This is a genomic window from Paenibacillus sp. NRS-1760, from assembly GCF_050467785.1.
Lineage (GTDB): Bacteria > Bacillota > Bacilli > Paenibacillales > Paenibacillaceae > Pristimantibacillus.
The window spans coordinates 58,000-81,054 of record NZ_JBITPK010000021.1 but is presented as its reverse complement, the minus strand read 5'-3'; the positions used below and the strand labels follow the sequence as shown (position 1 = coordinate 81,054).

Below are 23,055 nucleotides of genomic sequence, written 5' to 3'. Positions count from 1 at the left end.
CCAATAGGAGATGACAGGTAGCATGAAGCTTTTGAAGGCTGAAATTGACGGTTTCGGACAGCTATATAGGAAGCAAATACCGCTCGATGCGGCGGTCATTATCGTATATGGCCCAAATGAAGCGGGAAAAAGCACGATGTTCGGCTTTATCCGATCGATGCTTTTTGGTTTTGCCAAACGCGGACAGTTGAATGAGCGGCAAGAACCGGTGAATGGCGGCAAGCATGGCGGTCGGATGTTTTTTCAAAGTGCAGAAGATGAAGCATACGTTGTTGAGCGGTATGCGGCTGACGGATTAGGCAAGCTTAAGCTGCGCGCTCTAAGCTATGCAGCTGGCAATGACGAATTGTTAAATGATCCTTTCATTAGCGTCATTGCTGCAGCAGATAAATCTCTCGAAGAAGCAGCACTCACACAAACGGAATGGGAACGGCAGTTTTTAGGAGGCATTAGTGAAAAATTGTATCGACAGTTGTTCGCTATTACGCTGACTGAACTGCAAGAAATCGGTGCGTTGTCGGGAGAAGAGCTTGGACAATATTTGTATCATGCAGGGTGGGACAACGGAAAATCGATAGCAGCAGCTGAGAAACGTTTAGCACAGGAGATGGACCTTCTCTTTAAGCCTCGCGGAGCTAATCAACAAATTAATCAACATTTGAAAACGCTTGAGCAAATAGATGCTCAGCTTCGGAAGCGCGCAGATGCCATTGTCTCCTATAATCAGTTGACGCAGCAGACGGGCCAGCTGGATGCATCCTTGCAACAGCTGGAATTGGAGCTGCCAGCAAAAGAAGCAAGGCAAATGCTGCTTCATAAAGCTTGCACGACTAGGCCATTGTGGATTCGCAAGCAGCAGCTGATGATTGAGCGCGAGCAAGTCGCTTACGCTGCAGAGCTCTCGCTGCATGCGGAGAAGGAATGGGACGAGCTGCAAAGACAAAGAGCTGAGCTGCGCGAAGAAGCTGAGAAGCAAAGGCAGAAAGCGCTGCTGCTGGAGCTGCAGCTTGAAGCAATAAGTTATGATGAGCAGTTTCTCCGTATTGGAGATGAGACGGAAGCTCTGCTTCAGGCAGCTGAGAGTATGCGCCAGCTGAAGCAGGACAGCATAGAGCTGGAATCAGAGCTGCGCGAGCATGATGAGATGATTGCGAGGCTCGTTACCAGCATCGCGCCGGAATGGACAGAGCGTCAGCTGAGGGAGCTTCACGTTACGATAGCCGATCGTGACTTTGTGCGCAGCGCCAGGCAGCAGGAGCTGGAGCACGGGCGAGGAGAGGAGCGATTCGCGGCTGAGCTTGAGACGCTAAAGCAGCAGGAGCAGGAAGCGTCTATCGCTTTGGAGGAGGCGAGGTCTGCCGCCGCACGGGAGAAAGAGCGCAACGAGCAGGAGGGCGGCACCGGATTTGAGGTGCTGCCGCGAACGCGAGATGCGCTGAAAGGGGCGTGGAACGCCCTCGATAGCGCGCTGCGCGAGTGGGAGCTCGAGCGGGCGCGCTCTGCCGGAGCCGCTGCAGCCGCAAGCGATAGCGAGTCGGCTGGCCGCGGCGCGGCAGCTTCGGGCCGAGGCGGAGCCGGCCCTTGGTGGGCTGCGGCGGCAGGAGCGGGCGGAGCCGCGCTGGCGCTTGGAGCAGCCGCGCTTGGCGGAGCAGGGCGCGGTGCAGGTATTGCTGCGCTGGCGCTGGCGGGAGCGGCGCTTGCGTTTGTTGTTGTGGCGCTGCTGCGGAGTCGCGGTGCTGGGAATGCAGCAGCAGGCGAGAGCAGCGATCAGCTGCGTGGACGCGGGCGTTCGCGAGGGCGCGGCGGGGCAGCCGTGCTCACCGGCACGGAACTTAATGAACGAGAAAAACGAGTGCATCAAGCTTTAGAGATGATTGTACATCATCCGCAAGAGGCAGCGGCTGCCCTGCTTGCGGCAAAGCATTACAGCTCGCCAGAGCATCTGCTCGCTGCGGAACAAGCGCGCACACAGCTGCGCGCTGCAGTCGAAGCACGTCTCGAGGCGCTGCAGCGCAGCGAGCGCCTCATCGACCATAGCAGCGAGCTCGCCCGCCGCCTAGAGCGGCTGCGCGCGCACGCTGCAGGACGCAGCGAGGCTGCCGCCGCTGCTGCACAAGCAAGGCAAGCCATCGCCCATCAGTGGGCTGACTGGCTTGCAGCTCGCTCACTGCCGGCGGGAATGTCGCCGGCCGCTGCGCTCGAAGCATTCGAGCTTGCCGAGCAAGCTTTGCAGCGGCTGCAGCATTATGACCGGCTGTCGGCGAAGCAAGCCGCCGCAAGCAAACAGCTGGCTGCTTTCGCTGCGCAAGCAGCTGAACTGTGCGGGCATTTCAAGGAAGCTGCCGCAGCGGCGGCTGCTGACCCAGCCCTCGCGCTGCGCCTGCTGCATGCCGAAATTCGCCGCCATGCTGCAGCCAAACAAGAAGCGCGCGCTATTATTGTGCGCCGCGATGAGCTGCGCATGGCGCAGCAGGCTGCTGAATCCCGGCAGCTTGAGCTAGAGAGCCAAGTGTTGAAAGCAGTGGAAGCGGCTGGTCTCTCAAGTGAACCCCAATATGAGCTTGCTATTTCGCATCATAGAATATGGACGGTGCTTGAGCTTGAGTTGTCGAAGCTTGCGTTGGAAATAACGGCTGGCATGTCAGCGGAGAGAATTTCCGAGCTCGAGCATTTGTTTGGCAGCTATGATGAAGAGCAGCTGCAGCAGCTGCATTTGGAGTCGCAGACGGAGCTGAAAGAGCTGGAGCGGCAAAAGCAGGAGCAGCTTGAAAAACGGGGGAGAGTGCGGCAGTCGCTAGACCATCTTCTGCAGGAAGAGGAGCATCAAAGGCTGCTTTCTGATAAAGCGATGACGGTTGCCCAGATCGAGAAGGATGCAGAGCGGTATGCGGTCCTTTCTATTAGTGCAGCATTAATTAGCCGAACTAAACGTGTTTATGAAGAAGAGCGTCAGCCTGTCGTGCTTCGCAATGCGTCGCGCTTTATGATGGAGCTGACAGGTGGCAAATATATTCGGGTACTTACAACGCCAGGCGAACCGGGAATCAGGCTGGAAACAGCGGAGCACCGTCTCATCGACAGCGGAATGTTAAGCAGAGGAGCCGCGGAGCAGGTTTATTTGGCGATGCGCCTTGCTTTGGCGGAGGAAGCAACAAGTGGAGCGAAGCTTCCTCTTATGCTGGATGATGTGTTTGTTAATTTCGACAAAGGCAGGCTGCATGCAGTAACCAAGCTGCTCGCATCATTATCGAGTGAAAGGCAAATTATAGTTATGACTTGTCATGAGCATGTTCGAGACGCAATGCTTGAGCATTGCGAGGGTGCGTTACTCGTACAAATATGATGATTTATAGCAGCCAGCTGCTCTCTAATGAGTAATAACACGTTTGCGGATAATTAAGATGAGCCAGCCCAAGCTGACCAAGCCGAATAACGGATAAAGAGTGGACAGCAGCGGACCAAATCCGATTTGGCTGGCGACATAACATATCGCGAGGATAAGTAGAACAATCAAGCTCCGAGCCCATTTCAAACGCTCATGAAGCTGAAGGGTGAGGCCGTAAATGTCTGCAATGAGTGTCGTGAAGATTTCAGCGAAAATAATGAAAACGTAAATAAACTGTACGCTAGGCCCTAGCTGCCTAGCAATCCCGCCCATCGGAATTGCGAATTGTTGAATGCCTGGCATATGAACAGAAAGCGCGATGTGACCAGCCAGCAGCATGAATCCGATACCGATTCCTCCGACCCATGAGCCAGCAATAATGACCTTGCGGTCACGAATTTCTGCTCCCAGCGGTACAAGCACAGCTTGCGACATCGAGAGGTTGAAGGCGGTATATAAAAAAGGTGAAGCCCAAGCGGCCCAGATGGAATGGTCGCTTGATAAAGTAATGAACTTGTCTGCACCTGGCGTTTGAAATGTATTGATTATGATGAGTACAGTGAACAGAAGCATAACAGGGACGACGATCGCATTGACCGTCAGAATAGCATTCATTCCTTTGCGCAGCAAAAAATAACAAGCGGCAATCGTAATAAGCAAACCTGATTGATAAGAAATATTCCAATGCTCATAAAAGATAGTGCCGGCACCTGCGAGCATAACAGCGGTTACGCCAAGGAGTACGACTAACATGAAGTGGCTGATAAGTCGTCCATATTTGTCGCCGAACAATGCTTTATTTAAGTCTTCGTACGACTTTGCTCTAATTTCACTTGCAATGAGCATCATCTTGGTGCCTAGCCAAATGAACAAAACGGTAGATATTACAATCGTGACCGTACCCCAGTAACCAAAGCGGGTAAAAAACTGAAGTATTTCTTGGCCGGTGGCAAAACCGGCCCCCACGATTGTCCCCATGTAAGTTGAAGCGATTTGTAATACTTTTCCAGTACGTTTCCACATCGTCTACCGTCCTCCGTTCGAAAACCCTCTATAATTAGAAGGTATGTCCAAACGGGGACAGGCATGACTTTTTTCAAAATATTACGATTTTCTACGGGATATTTAGAAGCAGAGAGGGCCTTCATTCTAGTAGCGGCGGTAGTGCTGTGGTATATTTCCTTCAATGGCAGCCTTGGTTTGCTCTATACATTAGTTTCGCATGCTAAATTCTGTCTAGCTGATAGCGAGAAGCTTAATGGAAATGATTTCGTTATGCTCGGGATCAAGATCCAGCTTAAGCAGCGCTTTGTTTGCTTTGTAAGTGAGCAAATATGCGGTTTGCTTCTCAGGCTTGCCGAGCGCAAGCAGTGCAGCTTCCGGATTGTCGCCAATTTGTAGGCCGCTTAGGCCAGCTTGAATGTTTTTTTCAAAAAGCTCTATAAATTGTGTTTTTTTCTTAGCATTGATTCCAATTGCAAATCCGTCATACTCAAGCACGGTAACAGGATCCGTCTCTTCCTCAAGCTTGTAGCTGTCTTGCGGATTGCCAAACTGCTTAACAACAGAAGCATGGGTATCGCCAATTGCTACACCATGGAGAAGAGGCGCGTCTGCTTGCCATAATGCATCCTCACTTTCGGTTTTTACCGGCGCTTTGGGATTCTCTGACTTGCTGACTGCTGAGGTTTCTGCGTTTGTATTGCTGCTCGTATCCACCTTGTTCACATGAGGCTCGTCCATTTGAATCTCATTTTCCGTTAGCTCAGAGTAAGAGTTCTGAGGGCTGTTAGGCTTGCTCGTCTGCTTGGTCAGAAGAGGAGCTGTGTCATCCGTGTAAGTATCAGGCGTGGTTGTCGATGCGCTCTGGCAGCTGGCAAGCAATAAGGCAAGCGTTGAAGTTGCCGCGAGCATAGCCGCTTTTTTCGTAAATAATCGATTGGTTTTCAAGGTTTTCACTCCTTTCCCTATAGGAAATATCATCGGTATAATGAACCATATTTATAAATGTGCTGCTAAATTCGTTCAAAAGTTATGTTATTAAATTAGACGTGTAAAATGTGGTAAAAGTTTCTCTATTTTACTGTTGATATGAAATTACTCGCTCGAATTCGCTAGATTTTTTTTGGATTAATAACGATCCTTTCAATAGGGTTGCACTTTTTGCCTGACCTATGGTACGTTATCAAAAAGGATTTTGGTGGAGGTAATGAAAGATGGAAAGTTTAAAACAACGTATTTTAGCAGAATCATCCGTATTGTCTAGCAATGTACTGCGGATGGATGCTTTGATCAACCACCAGGTCGACCCAGCATTGACAATGGAAATGGGACAAGAGTTTGCAAGGCGCTTCGCGGAGGAGCAAATTACGAAGGTGATAACGGTGGAGTCGTCGGGAATACCCGCTGCCTTTGCAACCGCATATACTCTAGGCGTACCGCTCGTTTTCGCTCGCCGCAAGAAGACATTAATTGCTGATCCGGATGCTTATGTGGAACGTGTTCCTTCCTTTACAAAGGGAATGGTGACTGATATTATGGTGTCCAAACAGTTTCTAACGGCTGAAGATCGGGTACTCTTTATTGATGACATTATTGCCAACGGCGATGCAGCGCGTGGATTGATAAAAATTATTCAGCGCTCGGGAGCAGCTTTAGTTGGACTTGGCGTCGTTGTCGAGAAGTCATTCCAAGCTGGAGGAAGAACATTACGGGAACAAGGAATTCGTGTGGAGCCGCTCGTTCGCATTTCATCGCTTGATAACGGTGAAATTAAATTTGAGTAATAAGTTCCAGTACAAATGTTCTTTTCGCATCCGGCATTATCGCTTATAATGGTACAGAAGTGATCGAGGGGAGGCACATACTATGGGGGAAATGTCTGCAGAGTTTATGTATACAAAGCTAAGCGATGCTAAAGTCCACTTTGAGCGTGCACTAGATTGTAAACATACGGAATTTGATGATTTATATCCTTATATGATTGAGCATCCGCAATTTTTCTGGTACAAACGTTATGTAGCATGGTCAGAGCTGCTCACTATCGTGAAGCTTTGCGACGAATTGTCTATTGAATGGCGGGAGCAATTCACTGACCGTCAAGGCGAATATATCGGCAAACGAGTGATGTCATCACGCGTGCTGGATGAGTGGTATGAAACGAATGACGCGAAAGAGCATGCAGGTTAACTTAAAGAATGATATAAATATAAGTTAAACCTTATTATTATTTTATATTTTGAAGTAAACCTCAATGTGATGCGTAAGCATCCATTGAGGTTTTTCAATAATCATACGGGTTAGAATAGAAGCAGGAGGAATTGCAATGATAAGTGAAGAGCAATTGGATCAATATCGCGTAAGCGGTGAGACGATAAGAGTTGTAAGAGATGCAATCGAAGCAAATGACGTTAAAGGTATCGTTGTAGCATGGGACGAGTCCTCTGTCGTTATTCGCAGACCAAATCGCCGAGTAGTGAAGCTAAGCCGTACATATAGCTATACACCAGCATCCGAGGATCGGCTTAATCTTTTTCCTGAAGAGAATTAGCAATTGCATGAATGGCATCAAGCGCTTCTTTGCCGGTTCCAAGCTTGTATCCCTCTGACATGTAACGGATTCGTCCTACATTATCCAAAACAAACAGGATGGGAAACTGTTCCATCCTCTTCGGCACGATCAAGGGCTGAAAGAGGTTAAGGCCAGCGTATGACTGGTCAAGGTGGAAAGAAGCGTTTCGGGGCAAGGCAGCATCTTGTTCTAATGAGAAGGATGCGGTCAGCTTATCTTTACCCGCTGTCAATATGATTTGGCCATTCCATGCCTCAAATGCAGGAGCCAGCTCTCGAAGCTCTCTCAGCAGATGTTTTGAAGGCTCACGGTCTGGCTCAATCCAAGCGATGACTGCGCCGCGCGGCTGAACGGCTGCCTTCATGCTAACCTGTGGATTGAATAACTCCTTATCCATGGCATCAGCGGAGAGTGAGGCTAGAATTGGAATTTCCATATCCTTGCTGCGGAAGCTCAATGTCAATTTTGTTGTAGCTGATGGAGAAATGTCGAAATAAGCAAGCCGGACCTTTACAGTACCATTTGGAAGTCTTATTCCGGTTATTAACCGATATTGTCCGCATACCAATTCGATTGGCGCGTCGAATACGTCCTTTTTGCCAAAGGGGAGCATTTGTGTATGATACATGCCCTTCGTAAAGCGCGCAATCGTGAAGTTATTGAAATAGGCGGCTTCTTCTACATCTCCTGCTATGTCTTTGATGAAATGAACAAAACCTAGTGCTGGCGCTGAGGTGCCCTCCGAACAAAAGTCAGTCCAATGGCTTAGCATAAAGTATTGCGGCCTTAAATCAGTTGGTTCAAGGCGAGCTGGTATTCCTATGCTTCTTGCTGTTGCGATTAGAAGAATGTGGAAGCAAAGCCGATCGCCTTTTTGTAATTCAAAGCTGCCTAGCGGCGTGGCAGAGCCGTTATAATGATTCATGCCTTCGATAATATCAAATTCACCTGCAAGCCGTTCGTACATGGCCTCAGGTTGACCGCGATACAGCTCCTTTTCTGCCTCAGAGTAATGCTCTTGGAAACGATGCTTGTAGGGTGCAATCATCTCATAATGTATACGCGGACAAAGAAGATACTTGCTGGTAAAAGATTTATCTAAATCGGTATCCTGACTTCCAATCAGAGGCAAAGAACCAAGTAGATGATCATCTAACGAGATTTGAAACGTATCTGTCAAATCCTTTTCATGAAGTGATTCCAGCAGCAAAAGCGGCCATTCTCCATATAAAGGCGATTGATTTTGTAAGAAAGCATAAATCTCATGGCTGTTGCCTCTAGCTTTTTGAAGGACGTTCCATACCCGATCTCCATTTAGGGATAGCTGATCAGCTAGCTGAGAAGACTGCTCCAAGCTAACAAATGTTGCTTCATATGCAGCACGAATTTGGGAACCCTCTTGAATTCGCTCACTATTTTTCTGCTTCTCCTGCTCGGTGGCGGCTGAAGTCAGCTTGCTGTCCACAGATGGCGGGGGGATCATATCAATATCCGAAATGCCGCCTCGAACTTCCTCTTTGCTCATAACCATTGTAAATTCGTTCGCGTCTCCCGTATGGATAAGTATAGAGCCCCAGCCTTCTTCGCCAACAGCATGTATATATAAGCTGCCAAGTCCAGTTGTAAGGGTAACTTGCCCGGCTTGATCTGTCGTCTTTGTCACAATAGTAGAAAACTCGGCGTAATTATACAGCTGGAAGTGTACCTTAGCACTAGATGGGGAACCAGCTTGATTAAGTACTTTGATCGTAATGGTCTTGTTTACGGCATAGTTGTCTAGTAAATTAATTTCGGTATACCAAGGATGCTGCAGCGTAATTTCCTCGGGGCCTGCATAGTTGGAGGGAACTCTCGTATTAACGAGCATAGCTCTTTGGGCAGGGGCGCTAAACCAGCCTTGGTCTAGCCTTGCTTCTGGCTCGCAAGCACCGAGAAAATGCCAACGACCGTCAGCCCAAGCTTCAACCCAAGCATGATTGGAATCACAATGGGCCCAGCGTGGTGTATAGCACTGCCTTGCAGGAATTCCGATGCTGCGGAGTGCAGCAACTGCAAGTGTGGACTGCTCTCCGCAGCGTCCGAGAGTGGTACGGATAATCGTTAAAGGAGATACGGTGCGCTGGTCGTTTCCTATGTAGGTAGCTTTTTCATGGCACCAGTAGTTAGTCTCCAAAATGGCATCTTCCATGGACAGTCCTCGAACGCGCTCGAACAATTCATTAAACAACAAGCTTCGAATATCTTCGATGTTCTCGTTATTGACCCGATATGGGAGAACAAAGTGGTAAAATAAATGATCGGACACTGTGCTGCCCCATGGCACTTTATTCCGAATAGCAAGGGAAGCCCGTACATGGCTAAGAAAAAGTTCACCATTATAATCAGCTAAGTCATTAAGAGGCATGTAGGCATATAAAAATTGCAGCGCAAACTGCTCATCCGCGCTTAAGGGCTGCTGAAAAACGCTGAATAGCTGCTCTTCACGCAAGCTGGCTAGGCTCCTTTTGTAGGCGAATTTTTCTAGAACCTGTGTTGTCCAGTCTGAATTCATAATTATGATCATCCCTCTCCTAAATACTGCAGGTATACTCGAATGAAGTTGGTATATTTAATTTGCATTATAAAGAATTGATTTGGTATAATCAATACAAGAAATGCATTACGGATAGACTGGAAGTGAATGAGCATGCAGTCCGATAACAAACCTTTGTATATGGTCATTCTTGAGGATCTCAAGGAAAAGATAAAATCGGGAGAATATTTGCCTGATCAACAACTTCCAACAGAAGTGGAATTGGCGGAGAAGTCAGGGGTTAGCCGCATTACATCGAAGCGAGCATTAATCGAGCTGGAACGTGAAGGCCTAATATACAGGAAGCGCGGAAGCGGGAGCTTTGTCAAAAAACAAGAGATTTATATCGAATCCGATACAGGCACATCAAATGCCAATCGGATTATTTCAATGATTCTTCCTTATATGGCGACACATGAATCGGACTATATAACCGGAGCATCGGACTATTTGGACGATAAAGGTTATTATTTAAGCATTCATAACAGCAATTGGAGCAGGGACAAAGAGAAGGAGCTGCTCGTTCGAATTCCTAAGAACGGTTCAAGCGGCATCATATTGTATCCCATCAGCACCATTAGCAATATCGATTTGATCAATGCTATTTATTGGAACGACTACCCGATTGTGACGATTGATCAGTACTTTGAAGGCATTCCGATTACGAGCGTTACTTCAAATAACTTTGAAGGCGGTTATGAGATCGCGAAGCAGCTCCTTGAGTTTGGCCATGAGCGAATTGCTTTTGTTTCCAGCATCAGCATCGAATTTCGCAGTTCGGTGCGGGACCGGTATCAAGGCTACTGCAATGCGCTGAAGGATTACAAAATTCCGATTGATCCTGACTTAATCGTTTCGGATTTCTATAGACAAGTAGATGAAACAAACAGCAAAACCTTCTATAAATCAATGATTGCTTCGCTGATTCAGGCTGGAGTAACAGCGATTCAAGTTGAGCATGATCACCTTGCCGTCGATCTTCTTAAAAACGCGATTGAAATGGGCTTGCAAGTACCAGGACAGCTTTCAATTGCCGGCTTCGACGATCATATCATTGCGCAGCATGTAGAGGTTCCGCTTACGACCGTAGCCCAAGATTATAACGAAATAGGCCGTAAAGCGGCTGAATTAATCGTTAATCGAATTGAACGAGCTGATTTTTCACCGCAAAAATTACAAGTTCCCGTTCGTGTGGTAGAAAGAGAGTCCATTGGCATGCAGACGGTAGATGATCAAGCCTCGGTCAAATCGGTATAGGCAATCTATTATTCTGCGTCATTCATTATAGTGTAAAAAGCTGGCCATAATGGCCAGCTTTTTTATTTGGTATAATCAATAATGTATTTTACTATATTAAGTATATTCATTGTTTACAAAAAATAGTATTGCGATTATAATAACTTTTGTAAGCAGGCTAAAAGGTATATCTAATTACATAGCCAAGTCGGTTTGTAATTGAAGTGATGCACCTTGAGAACGAACCGATTGTACAACAATGGATATATCGGTTATTTTTGCTTGCGAAGAATGTAAGCGCTTTATAACTGGTTTTATTATACCGTTAAGGAGGGCTGTTCGGTATTTCTGTCTAGAGCTTGGTTAAAGCGTTTCGTAATCATGTCTTTTTAAAATTTCAATCCAATATGAATGATGGGGGATTTTAAATGAAAAAGCTAAAATTACGCTCGTTTGCAGTCATTGCATTAATACTCATGGTTTCAATTGTAGGATGCTCCGGTAAAAATGGTGCTAACAGCAATCAAGGGAAAGAAACGAATGCAGTTTCTCCGACAAATGCTGAACCAACAACAGAAGCGACTGTGGCGCCGGAAGAGAACAAATACGATTTAAAAGGTCAGACGATTAAAATCGGCGTTTGGTACGACGGAGCAGATCCAAGATTAGTAGAAGAAAAAGGTCCCGCAGAAGAAGCGCAAATCAAATTGATTGAAGCTGCGGAGAAAAAATATAACGGCAAAATTGAATTTGTAAAGTTCGGCGACTATGGAAAGTATATTGAAAATTTTACGACGACCTCTCTCTCAGGCACACCGTTTGCGGATATCGTTCGGATCGAGCTTTTCTGGGCGTTTCCACAACTTGTGAACAAACAGTTCATTCAGCCAGTTGATGAATTTTTGGATTTGAATGATCCGAAATATATTAGCTGGATGAAGGTTGGAGGAAGTTATGACGGCAAGCAATACGGAATGACGGATTCAGCTCCTTCTCCGTACGGCATGTTTTATAACAAAACGCTCGTTCAGAAGCTTGGCCTAGAGGATCCATACGAGCTTCAACAAAAAGGCGAATGGACATGGGATAAATTCCGTGAATTTGCAAAAACAGCAACGAAGGATACAGACGGCGATGGAAAAACAGATGTATTTGGCGTAACCGGCGCTTACGGTAAAGTTAAAGCATTTGCAGAGCAGATGGTCTACACGAACAACGGGGCTCTGGACAAGGATGCAAGTGGAGAATATAAATTCGCAATGAACAGTGAAAATGCGATTGAGTCCTTGCAGTTCATTTCTGATCTCTACAACACAGATAAATCGATCATGCAGCCGGTTCCTGAGGATGCAGCGAAAGAATTCATTGCTGGCAAAGGCGTTATCTATGCAGGATTTAGCTGGGAGCTTGGCACGTTTGTCGATAGTATGAAGGATCAACAACTTGGTTATGTTTTCTTCCCGAAAGGCCCTAAGGCTGATCGCTATATTTCCTACACACCGTTTGGCAATATGTTCATGGTAGCTAAATATTCGAAAAATGCTGAGGTTGCTGTGAAAATTCTTGATGAGATTAGTCTTCATGAAGAGGGCAGAAAGCTAGCCAATGAGTCATGGGAAACTTCTTACCCAAGTAAAGAGTCGCTCGATACTCGGAAACAGATGGCCGACAACATTGAGTATATCTCCTACTATGGCATTCCAGATGGCGAGAAGCTGTTTGAAGGTGTCGTCAAAGAAATTACAGAAGGCAAAGTATCACCTTCCACTGCAGTTGACAAAATCAAACCGCAGTTTGAAGCGAACATGAACAAATTGCTTCAAGACAACAAATAAAATTTTGTCAAAAACTCTCGGCAGGCTCCTATTTTAATAGAGAGCCTGCTAGGGAGGAGGGGGAAACGATGCGGCGACCAAGCGTTAAAGTCATTTCGTTATTGCTTCTGTCACTAGCTGTTTGTGTCTCCTTGTTTTTTCAGGAGTCCGCACTAAACGGCACGGTTACTGCTGAAGGAACATCGGCAAGCAATCGGAATACCCATTCGACGGCTTTAGATACGCCATATGAAAAGGGTGGTTATGACGAATACTTGTCTAAATATGATCCTATTCAACTGGCGGCTAACGATACGATTGTAATCGAAGGGGAGAGCTACAGCGAAGTTAAGGGAATGGAAGTTTCTATCGTTGAGAATAGAGCGGGCAACGAGGGGCAAGCGGTTCTCACGGAAGATTCAGGTGCGATTTCCTGGGCATTCGAGGTTAAGCAAGAAGGGCTATACAATCTCGGTATACATTTTTATAGCGAGCCGGGCAAGGATTCAGATATTGAACGGGAGCTGTTAGTGGATGGGCAATCGCCATTTAATGAAGCTAGAAGCATAACCTTCAATCGAATATGGAAAAACGAGAAGCAAAGCTTCGATCGCGATGCAAGGGGAAATGATCTGCTGCCAAACCAAATCGAAGAGCATATGTGGCAGGAAAGCTTAATTAAAGATAACACGGGCTTTTATGAAGAGCCTTTTTTATTTTATTTCTCGAGAGGCCAGCATACACTGACGCTGACTTCGGTTAAAGAGCCGCTCGTCATCGATTGGTTGAAGCTGTCTGCACCGGAAATTGCTCCTACATATGCAGAGGTTGCCAGCAAGTATAAAGAAGATGGGCTAAAGCAGGCTGCAGACGTTTCGATCAAGCTTCAAGCAGAGCAAGCTTTATATAAGTCTACGCCAAGCTTGCTGCCTTATAATGATCGTTCTTCTCCCGCGGTCGAACCTTATCATGTATCAAAGCTTCGCAATAATGCAATGGGTGGATGGGCATGGAGAATGCCGGGACAATGGATTGAATGGGAAATTGAAGTAGAGCAAGAAGGGCTCTATCAAATTGCTTTGAAAAACCGTCAAAACTATTTGAATGGCATGTCTGCGCTGCGCTCCATTTATATAGATGGGAAGCTGCCCTTTAAGGAGTTGAAAGAGGTTCAGTTTCCATATAACCATTCTTGGCAAATGAATGTTTTGGGAACGAGCAAAGATGAGCCTTATTTATTCCATCTCACTAAAGGCAAGCATCGGTTGCGGATGGAAGTGACTTTGGGCGAGCTGGCACCAATTCTGCGATCGGTGGAAACGAGCATTCTTGAGCTAAATGCCATGTATCGCCAAATCATCAGCTATACAGGTACCGTTCCGGATACCTTTCGTGATTACAATCTGGAACAGCGTATCCCTGAAATGATTGAAGTGTTTGAGAAACAAAGCAAGCTGCTTTATAGCATTGCGAGCAGTATGGAAGGACCATCTGAGAGTGGAAATGACCGTACAGCGATTATTAATAGACTAGCGTATCAGCTTAAGGACATGGCGGGCCGCCCGGAATCCGTGCCATCACGGATCGAAGCATTTAAGACGAATGTTGGCGCGCTTGGCTCATGGATGCTTACGATCAATGAACAGCCGCTTGCTTTGGATTATTTGATCGTTAGCTCGCCAGAAGCAAAGCTGCCGAAGCCCGAAGCAACCAGATGGGCAAAGATGTTAACTGGGATCAAATCGTTCGCAGCATCCTTTAGTGAAAACTACGATGATTTCTCGGATGAAGAAGAGACGAAGCAGAGCGTTACAGTATGGGTAACATCGGCTCGTGACCAAGCACAAGTCATTAAACGATTGATAGATGATCGTTTTACGAGTACGACGGGCATACATGTGAATTTAAAACTCGTAAGCGCGGATGTGCTTCTACCGTCAACCGTCTCGGGGAAAGGGCCGGATGTTGCTTTGCAGGTTGGCAACGACTTGCCGATGAATTACGCGAGCCGCAGCGCTCTTCAGGATTTATCTGCGTTTCCAGATTATCCGGAAGTACAGCAGCAGTTTCTAGCAAGCGCCATGGTGCCTTATGAATATAAAGGAAGCTATTACGCATTGCCTGAGCAGCAAACGTTTCCAATGATGTTTTTCCGAAAAGATATATTGGAGGATGAGCTGCATTTGGAAGTGCCGGAAACGTGGCAGGATGTCTATGATATGCTGCCTACGCTCCAGAAGCATAACTTGCAGTTTGGTTTACCGCAAAAACCGCTTGATTCCATTGGCAATGAGCTTGCAACGACGAATATTATGACGCTTCCGCCAAATCCTGCATTTGCGATGTTTCTGCTTCAGCAAGGCGGCCAGTTTTATAAGGACGGTGGTAAATCGAGTGATTTGGATTCAGAGACATCAATTTCGGAGTTCAAGAAGTGGACCGATTTTTATGTCAATTATAAAATTCCAATCGCAGCTGATTTCGCAAACCGCTTCCGAACAGGAGAAATGCCAATTGGTATCGTCGATTATACGATGTATAACAAGCTGACTGTTTTTGCGCCTGAGATCAAAGGGCTGTGGTCATTTGCGCCTGTTCCAGGCGTTGCTGCTGCCGATGGTTCCTTCCACCGCGAGGTAGGCAGCGGAGGCTCGGCATCGATTATGTTCAAGCAAGCGAAAAACAAAGAAGAGGCGTGGACCTTCTTGAAATGGTGGACAGGCAAAGATACGCAGGTTGCTTTTGGCAGACAAATGGAAATTCGAATGGGTGCTGCTGCTAGATACCCAACGGCAAATATGGAAGCGTTAGCTTCACTTCCTTGGCCAACGAAGGATTTTCAAATGCTGCAGGAGCAAATGAAATGGGTTAAGGGCATACCAGAGGTTCCGGGTGGATATTTGACAGGCAGAAATATCGATAATGCATTCCGCCGTGTTGTCGTTCAAGGAGAAGATCCGCGTGAAACGATGGACAAATATGTAAGGGCGATGAATGAGGAAATTACATTAAAGCGCAAGGAATTTAATCTTCCTTATTAGAAACGAGGGGCTTAAATGAAACAGCAGTTAGCAGCCCGCCCCGTAACGAGGGGGAAAGGCGATTCACGTATTCTAGCTCACGGGAAAGAGCTGAAGCCAAAATTAACGCGCATGTTTGTTGAAATGAAAAAAAGTAAACACGCTTATGTGCTGCTGGCACCATACTTTATTATTTTCTGCACATTTACTGTACTCCCTGTGCTATTATCGCTGCTGCTCAGCTTTACGAATTTTAATTTTCTTGAGAAGCCTAGGTGGATTGGTTGGCAAAACTATTCAAGATTACTCGTTCAAGACGATATTTTTCTGATTGCGGTAAAAAATACGTTTTTGTTCGCGGCCATTACGGGGCCGATTAGTTACTTGGCATGCTTCTTATTTGCATGGCTTATTAACGAGCTAAGGCCAAAGATAAGAGCGTTCCTAACGCTCGTCTTGTATGCGCCATCGATTGCGGGCAATACCTATTTGATTTGGCAGCTATTGTTCGCAAGCGACTCTTATGGTTATGCGAATTCCTTTCTAATGAAGTGGGGCTTCATTATGGAGCCGATTCAGTGGCTGCAAGATACGAGGTATGTGCTGGGTATTCTTATTCTCGTTCAGCTATGGCTAAGTCTCGGCACATCCTTTCTAGCCTTTATCGCAGGGCTGCAAAATGTAGATCGCACCCTGTACGAAGCGGGAAGCATTGACGGCATTCGCAACCGCTGGCAGGAATTATGGTTCATAACACTGCCTGCTATGCGTCCACAGCTGATGTTTGGTGCGGTTATTCAAATTACGTTGGCGTTCTCCATCGCAGAGATCTCCATCTATATGATCGGTTTCCCAAGTGTGGATTACGCAGCACACACCATTGTTACACATTTGGTTGATTACGGCTCCATTCGGTATGAGATGGGCTATGCGTCGGCGATTGCCACAGTATTGTTCAGTATCATGCTCCTTACAAATCTCTTAACGCAGAAGCTGCTGGGAAAAGTGGGTGAGTAGAGGGATGAAACGATCTTTTAAAGTGTCAAAGAGGCTGAATCGTTCCTTGTCAGTCGATATACTGCTGTTTCTGCTGCTTGGCGGGGTCGCTTGTTTTATGGCATTGCCGCTTGTGTTCACGATCAGCAATGCATTTAAGCCGTTGGATGAAATTTTCTCCTTTCCTCCAAAGCTGTTCGTGCGAAATCCTACTTTCAAAAATTTCAGAGATTTGCTTGGTATATTCAGTGATTCGTGGGTGCCCTTCTCAAGATACGTATTCAATACTTTTTTCATTGCTATCGTGGGCACCGTGGGGCATGTCATATTTGCTTCGGCAGCGGCTTACCCGCTTGCCAAGCTTAAATTTCCGGGGAAACGAGTGTTGTTCTCGCTCGTTGTACTCTCCCTTATGTTTACCGCCTACGTTACACAAGTGCCGAACTACATGATCATATCGTGGCTTGGTCTGATTAATACGTATTGGGCGATATTGCTGCCTGCTTTCGGCATGACTCTAGGATTGTATCTCATGAAGCAATTCATGGAGCAAATCCCGGATGCTCTGCTAGAAGCAGCCAAAATTGACGGAGCGAGTGAATACCGAATTTATTGGCAAATTATTATGCCGATCGTTAAGCCAGCTTGGCTGACGTTAATCATTTTCTCCTTGCAAAGCTTATGGACAAATGGCTCAGTAACGAGCCACAAATATATTTACAGCGAGCAATTAAAAACGGTAGATTACGTTTTTGGCCAAATCGCAAGCGGGGGACTTGTTAGAACAGGACCGGTAGCTGCGGTAACACTGCTGATGATGCTTGTACCGATCACCGTATTTATCGTAACGCAGAGCAATATTATTCAAACCATGTCTACATCAGGCTTGAAGGAATAACAGGAGGGAAGCAACGGATGAAGAGAATCATCGCCGCGTTATTTATCGCATCGCTCATGATCGGTGCGGCCGCTCCTGTTGCAGAAGCCGCAATAGATACCTATCAGTATTCCTATTGGGGAGATGCTGTGCCCTCGCCGAATGCATACAAAATGGAGCAAGTCATTTACGGTGACAACTGGAGCAGTGGACGTCTTGCTTCGCCAATGGATATGTTCGTTGGCAAGGATGAGCGAATATTCATTGCGGATACGGGCAATAACCGAATCATTATATTGAACAAGGAATTTCAAGAAGAACTGGTCATTTCCAAATTTGAGAATGAAGGAAAAGAAGATGCGCTGAATAAGCCGGAGGGGGTATTTGGCACAAACGATGGTCTCATCTATGTGGCAGATACACTCAACCGAAGACTTGTCGTATTTGATACTGCGGGTAAGTTCATACGAGCAATAGGCGAGCCTAAATCAACGCTGCTGCGGCCAGGGTTTCAGTACGCGCCAATTAAGGTAGCTGTTGATAAAGCGAAGCGAATATTAGTCGTTAGCCGCGGGTCTTACGAAGGAATGATGGAGTTTGACGATGAAGGGCAGTTTATCGGCTTTATTGGAACGAACCGCGTAAAGTTCAGCCCGATTGATCTGTTCTGGAAACGGATATCGACCAAAGCACAGAGACAGCAAATGGAGCAGTTCATACCGCTTGAATTTAACAATCTCGATCTTGACGAGGACGGGTTCATCTACACCTCAACCTCAGAAGAGGATTCGAACCGGCCGATCAAACGGCTGAATCCATCGGGAGCTGATATTTTGCGGAGCAAGGGTTATTTTCCGCCCAAGGGTGATATTGGCACTTTGAAGACGGGGACCAATCCGGGCAGCTCCATATTCATCGATGTGGCTGCGGATCAAGCTGGCATGTATTCCGCACTCGATTCTAAGCGGGGACGGATATTTACTTACGACAAGGATGGAAATCTGCTGTACGTGTTTGGAGGATTAGGAAGCAAGCAGGAGAATTTCCGTACCCCCTCTGCCATTGAAATTATGGATGATCATATACTTGTGCTGGATAAAGATAACGGACGGTTGACCGCATTTGAGCCAACCCGCTATGGCAGCTTGATTAGGGAAGCCGTTATTTCGCTTTATCATGGCAAAACAGAGCAATCCACAGCCGCTTGGGAGAAGGTGCTTCAGCTAAACGGAAATGTGGAGGTGGCCTATTTAGGAATCGGCAAATCTCTGCTCAAAAAAGGCGAATATCATGAGGCGATGTCTTATTTTAAGCTTGGGAACAACAGGGAGTATTACTCCGAAGCCTTTAAGGGTTATCGAAAAAGCATCGTGCTGGCGCATTTTGGCACTATTGTTCTCGTAGTTGCACTAGCTGTTGTACTTGGTTTTGCCCTCATGAAGTGGAATCGGAGAAAGGTGAATGGTCAGCACTTTCAGGAGTTCGGCATTATCAAAAATCCTTTCTACACGATGATGCATCCCTTTAATGGCTTCTGGGAAATGAAGTACGAGCAAAAGGGCAGGCTAAAGCTCGCTTTCGGCATTGTGTTTCTGCTTGTCATCTTCACCATTATTAAACGGCAATACAGCGGCTTCGTCGTCAATTTCAACAACCCAAGCCAATTGAACAGCTTGAACGAATTAACTTTTATCGTATTGCCTTTTGTTCTGTGGTGTGTTGCGAACTGGTCCTTAACGACCTTGATGGATGGTGAAGGTAAATTCAAGGAAATTGTGATGGCGACAGCTTATGCGATGATGCCATTGGTTATCATTTATTTGCCTCAAACGCTGTACAGCAATTTAATTACAGGCAGCGAAAGCTCGTTCTATTATTTGCTTGATGGAGTTGCCTTGATCTGGTCAGCATGGCTGCTGTTCACAGGTACGATGACGGTGCATCAATATTCAGCTGGGAAAACGGTTATGACGATGCTGCTTACACTTGTTGTCATCGGAATTATTGTTTTTATCGGGGTATTATTATTCAGCATGCTTCAGCAGATGATCAGCTTCGCCATTTCTGTCTATAAGGAATTATCGTTCAGATTGTAGCGTGCGGGAAGGAGAGATGGTCGTGACAGGTAAGAGGAAGATGTCCAGCATCCTGTTCGCGGCACTGCTTGCGAGCGTTGTTGCTGCAAGTGCGGCAGGCTGCAGCAAGAAGGAAGAAGCTGGAGCGCAGATAAACCTCGGTACAAAAGAAGCTGAGGCCGTCTCTGATCAGCAGGAAGACCGTGTGATTGGAGCAGGACGTAAATCAACTGCGGTCAACACGGATAAGGAGCTGCAAGCGTTGTCGGCGATGGAATTAGTGAAAGATAATGACGCGCTTCAGCTCTATATCAACCGTGAAACGGCAGAAATTGCCCTAAAGGACAAACGCGACAGCTACGTCTGGTTTTCAAACCCGGTAGAGAGAAGCGAGGATCAGAAAGCTTCGCCTTTGTACCATTCAGAGCTATCCTCACAGGTGCTGCTTACTTACTACAATGAAAAAGGGCAGGTCAATGCTTTCAACAGTTATGATGATAGCGTCGCAAAGCAGCAATTTGAAATAACGGACGAAGAGAACGGGATCAAAGTCGTTTATCGAATAGGCAATATTGCCAAAGGATTCGCTAATATTCCAAAGGTAATAAGCAAAAAAAGATTTCAAGAGCAAATCTTGGATCAGATTGCCGATGAAGAGCTGAGGAAAAGTGTTGAATACAAATTCAGCTTCGATGAGGCAAAACAAATTTATGTCGTCCGGAAGCTGCAGGATTACGTAGCGGAGGAAATATCTGCGGCACTCGAAGCTGCGGGCTACACAGCGGAAGATGCGCAGCAGGATAACGAAGAAAACGGTGCAGCCGACGCTGCATCAGCCGCAAGGGCAGAATTTACGATTCCAATTCAGTATACGCTGGATAATGAGCAGCTTGTCGTAACGATTCCGGGCAAGGAGCTGCAATTCAATGCGGAATATCCAATTGCCAGCGTACAGGTGCTTAAACATTTTGGCGCTGCTGGTGTGAAGGAATCGGGATACTTGTTCGTGCCTGACGGCGCAGGCGCTCTAATTGAGCTGAACAGCGGAAAGCACCAAGCGGAACCCTACAATTTGCCTGTGTACGGCAATGACGGTACGTACAATGTGAAAGAGAAAATACAGACTAATGAGATGACGAGGCTGCCGGTATTTGGGCTTAAGCGATCCGACCATGCTTTGTTTGGGATCATTGAAAATGGTGATGCGATGGCAAGCATCACAGCAGATGTAAGCGGACGGAACGACTCCTATAATACCGTTAGCAGCAAGTTTCAAATTTCATCAATGGACTTTTACACGCTTACGTCGGGGACAAAAACGAGCTCCGTGCCGATGTTCCAAAAGAAAAGGTATGACGGCGACTTATCCATAAGATATTCCTTCCTTAGCGGTGAAGCATCCGATTATGTAGGAATGGCTGCTGAATATCGCAATTACTTAATCAATAAATTCAATATACAAAAGCTGGATAAAGTCGAGGATTCGCCGTTTGTGATGGAGCTGGTAGGAGCATTCCGGGTAGATAAATCATTCCTCGGAATACCGTATGAAGCAACACAATCGCTAACCAGCTTTGCTGAAGCGAAAAACTTGCTGCAAGAGCTGATGGATACGGATATCCACCATATCGATTTACGTTATGTCGGGTGGTTTAATGATGGTATTCGGCACAGCTCGCCAGCAAGTATCAAAGTCGTGAATAAGCTGGGAGGCAAAGAAGGGCTTCGTGAGCTAGCTGATTTTGCACAGAAAAACGGGATCGGCTTCTACCCGGATACAGCCTTTTTGGAAAAATACAAAGGTTCCAGCGGATCGGCTACATGGCTTGATCGCGGAGAAGCAAAGGTTTATCAATATAATCCGGTTATGTACGATCAGGATACTTCAAAATTTTCCCACTATATTTTATCGCCTGCTGCGCTGCCGAAGCAAATAAACGGTTTTTTGGCGGATTACAAAGCGCTCGGCCTGCAGGGATTATCGCTAAGAGATATGGGAAATCAGGTCAATTCCGATTACAACCCGGATAAAACGATAACCCGTCAGGAAGCGTTGGAAATGATTAAGACACAGACAAATAAGCTGAGCCTTCAGGCGCAAACGATCATGGTGAATGGCGGCAACGCATACAGCTTGCCTTATGCAGATGTAATCGTAAACGCACCGACCAAGAGCAGTCTGATGAATATTACAGATCAGGATATTCCGTTTTATCAAATTGCATTACATGGCTATTATGATTTGGCTGGCTCACCTTACAACATGGATGATAAACAAAATCCTCGTCTATCGATGCTGAAGGCGCTGGAAACGGGCTCGAGCTTATATTATCAATGGTATGCCAGTGACTCAACGAAAGTGAAGGACACCGATTACGATAACCTTTATGCTTTGAACTACAAAGATTGGCTTGATGAAGCGGTGCAGCTCTATAAGGAAGCGAATGGCGTATTGTCAAAGGTTCGGAATCAGGTCATTGTGAAGCATCGACAAATCTTGCCGGGCGTCGTGGAAACGACATTTCAGAACGGTTATGTCATTACGATCAACTACAATAATAAGGCGATAGCAGTAGAGGGCATGCAGCTTGCAGCTCAAAGTTATCAGGTAGGCGGTGAGGCAGATGTTCAATAAGCCATTGACCTTGGCGCAGAAAAAAGCATGGTGCGGCGTGTTGTTCGCCACGCCATTAATGCTGGGATTAGTCATGCTGTTTATCATGCCGCTCATTCAATCCTTACGATTCAGCTTAAGCTCAATAAGTTTGGTTGAAGGCGGCTTCGCAGTAAAGTATGAGGGTTTCGCAAACTTTCGTCATTTATTTCTGACAAATGCGGATTTTCCGCGCAGGCTGACTGAATCGGTTACAGATATGATCGTTAATGTGCCAATCATCATCGTATTCAGTCTCTTTGCAGCGGTGCTATTGAATCAGAAGTTCAGAGGAAGAGCGATGGCAAGGGCAGTCTTTTTTCTACCCGTTATTCTAGCATCTGCGGCTATAGCCAATATGGACATTAGCAGCTTTGTTGGAAGCTCTTCTTCATCTAGCGGAAGCGGAAACCTTATGCAGAGCTTCGAGCTGAAAAAGATGATGATGGAGTCCGGCTTGGCGCCTGTATTCGTAAATTATATTTCGGATGCGGTTGACCGAATCTATGAAATTATTAGCTCCTCTGGCGTCCAAATTCTTATCTTTCTTGCGGGCTTGCAATCCATTTCTCCCTCACTGTACGAATCTGCAAGAATTGAGGGGGCAACGGGCTATGAGATTTTCTGGAAAGTTACATTCCCAATGATGACGCCGCTTATTTTGACGAATTTAATTTATTCTATTATTGATTCATTCAATAACAATTCGGTTAACGCACTTATTTCAGAAACGGCATTCAAAACGTTTGAGTTCGGGCAGAGTGCAGCGATGTCTTGGGTGTATTTTATCGTTGTCGCAATAGTACTTAGCCTATCAGCGGGCATCATTTCGAGAAAAGTGTTTTACTACGATTGA

The 23,055-nt window shown here is 46.3% G+C and carries 15 protein-coding genes; 12 read left to right on the top strand and 3 right to left on the bottom strand.

Translation table 11 applies throughout. The annotated features are described in order from the left end of the window. Nucleotides 1-22: 22 nt before the first annotated feature. The gene (locus ACIFSR_RS28465) at nucleotides 23-3,343 is read left to right on the top strand and encodes an AAA family ATPase (protein WP_430061724.1); all 3,321 of its coding nucleotides are present in this window, start codon (nucleotides 23-25) and stop codon (nucleotides 3,341-3,343) included. A gap of 24 nt (nucleotides 3,344-3,367) precedes the next feature. Here the strand turns inward: ACIFSR_RS28465 and ACIFSR_RS28460 are convergent, their stop codons facing one another. Then, nucleotides 3,368-4,408: a YkvI family membrane protein gene (locus ACIFSR_RS28460; RefSeq protein ID WP_339208565.1), complete on the bottom strand. Its 1,041-nt coding sequence runs from the start codon at nucleotides 4,406-4,408 to the stop codon at nucleotides 3,368-3,370. Between the two features lie 213 nt (nucleotides 4,409-4,621). Further along, nucleotides 4,622-5,335: a hypothetical protein gene (locus ACIFSR_RS28455; RefSeq protein ID WP_430061722.1), complete on the bottom strand. Its 714-nt coding sequence runs from the start codon at nucleotides 5,333-5,335 to the stop codon at nucleotides 4,622-4,624. A gap of 266 nt (nucleotides 5,336-5,601) precedes the next feature. Between ACIFSR_RS28455 and ACIFSR_RS28450 the strand changes: the two genes are divergently transcribed. The 3 genes from ACIFSR_RS28450 to ACIFSR_RS28440 all read left to right on the top strand — a co-directional run bounded on the left by ACIFSR_RS28450 (nucleotide 5,602) and on the right by ACIFSR_RS28440 (nucleotide 6,935). Next, nucleotides 5,602-6,171 carry a xanthine phosphoribosyltransferase gene (locus ACIFSR_RS28450; protein WP_076270047.1) on the top strand — a complete coding sequence of 190 codons (570 nt, stop codon included), beginning with the start codon at nucleotides 5,602-5,604 and terminating at the stop codon, nucleotides 6,169-6,171. An 82-nt stretch (nucleotides 6,172-6,253) separates the two neighbouring features. Next, nucleotides 6,254-6,574, top strand: coding sequence for a hypothetical protein (locus tag ACIFSR_RS28445; RefSeq protein ID WP_076270046.1), 321 nt, complete (start codon nucleotides 6,254-6,256; stop codon nucleotides 6,572-6,574). A 136-nt stretch (nucleotides 6,575-6,710) separates the two neighbouring features. Next, nucleotides 6,711-6,935 carry a hypothetical protein gene (locus ACIFSR_RS28440; protein ID WP_339208569.1) on the top strand — a complete coding sequence of 75 codons (225 nt, stop codon included), beginning with the start codon at nucleotides 6,711-6,713 and terminating at the stop codon, nucleotides 6,933-6,935. Here the strand turns inward: ACIFSR_RS28440 and ACIFSR_RS28435 are convergent. After that, entirely contained in the window at nucleotides 6,910-9,507 is a 2,598-nt protein-coding gene (locus tag ACIFSR_RS28435; RefSeq protein WP_430061720.1) for a transglutaminase domain-containing protein, read from the bottom strand. The genes ACIFSR_RS28440 and ACIFSR_RS28435 overlap by 26 nt on opposite strands. A gap of 135 nt (nucleotides 9,508-9,642) precedes the next feature. On the opposite strand from ACIFSR_RS28435, the gene ACIFSR_RS28430 reads away from it, so the two are divergent. The 8 genes from ACIFSR_RS28430 to ACIFSR_RS28395 all read left to right on the top strand — a co-directional run bounded on the left by ACIFSR_RS28430 (nucleotide 9,643) and on the right by ACIFSR_RS28395 (nucleotide 23,055). Beyond that, on the top strand, nucleotides 9,643-10,785 hold the full coding sequence (locus ACIFSR_RS28430; RefSeq protein WP_430061718.1) for a GntR family transcriptional regulator: 1,143 nt from the start codon (nucleotides 9,643-9,645) through the stop codon (nucleotides 10,783-10,785). A 407-nt stretch (nucleotides 10,786-11,192) separates the two neighbouring features. Continuing rightward, nucleotides 11,193-12,599, top strand: coding sequence for an ABC transporter substrate-binding protein (locus ACIFSR_RS28425; protein ID WP_430061716.1), 1,407 nt, complete (start codon nucleotides 11,193-11,195; stop codon nucleotides 12,597-12,599). A gap of 68 nt (nucleotides 12,600-12,667) precedes the next feature. Continuing rightward, nucleotides 12,668-15,619 carry an extracellular solute-binding protein gene (locus ACIFSR_RS28420; RefSeq protein ID WP_430061714.1) on the top strand — a complete coding sequence of 984 codons (2,952 nt, stop codon included), beginning with the start codon at nucleotides 12,668-12,670 and terminating at the stop codon, nucleotides 15,617-15,619. A gap of 111 nt (nucleotides 15,620-15,730) precedes the next feature. Further along, on the top strand, nucleotides 15,731-16,615 hold the full coding sequence (locus ACIFSR_RS28415; protein WP_256711010.1) for a carbohydrate ABC transporter permease: 885 nt from the start codon (nucleotides 15,731-15,733) through the stop codon (nucleotides 16,613-16,615). A 4-nt stretch (nucleotides 16,616-16,619) separates the two neighbouring features. Then, nucleotides 16,620-17,492, top strand: a complete 873-nt coding sequence (locus tag ACIFSR_RS28410; protein WP_076270040.1) for a carbohydrate ABC transporter permease — start codon at nucleotides 16,620-16,622, stop codon at nucleotides 17,490-17,492. A gap of 17 nt (nucleotides 17,493-17,509) precedes the next feature. Further along, nucleotides 17,510-19,567 carry a YIP1 family protein gene (locus tag ACIFSR_RS28405; RefSeq protein WP_430061712.1) on the top strand — a complete coding sequence of 686 codons (2,058 nt, stop codon included), beginning with the start codon at nucleotides 17,510-17,512 and terminating at the stop codon, nucleotides 19,565-19,567. Nucleotides 19,568-19,589: 22 nt separating this feature from the next. Then, nucleotides 19,590-22,181: a DUF5696 domain-containing protein gene (locus tag ACIFSR_RS28400; protein WP_430061710.1), complete on the top strand. Its 2,592-nt coding sequence runs from the start codon at nucleotides 19,590-19,592 to the stop codon at nucleotides 22,179-22,181. Further along, nucleotides 22,171-23,055 carry a carbohydrate ABC transporter permease gene (locus tag ACIFSR_RS28395; RefSeq protein ID WP_076270038.1) on the top strand — a complete coding sequence of 295 codons (885 nt, stop codon included), beginning with the start codon at nucleotides 22,171-22,173 and terminating at the stop codon, nucleotides 23,053-23,055. Before ACIFSR_RS28400 ends, ACIFSR_RS28395 begins: the two co-directional genes overlap by 11 nt.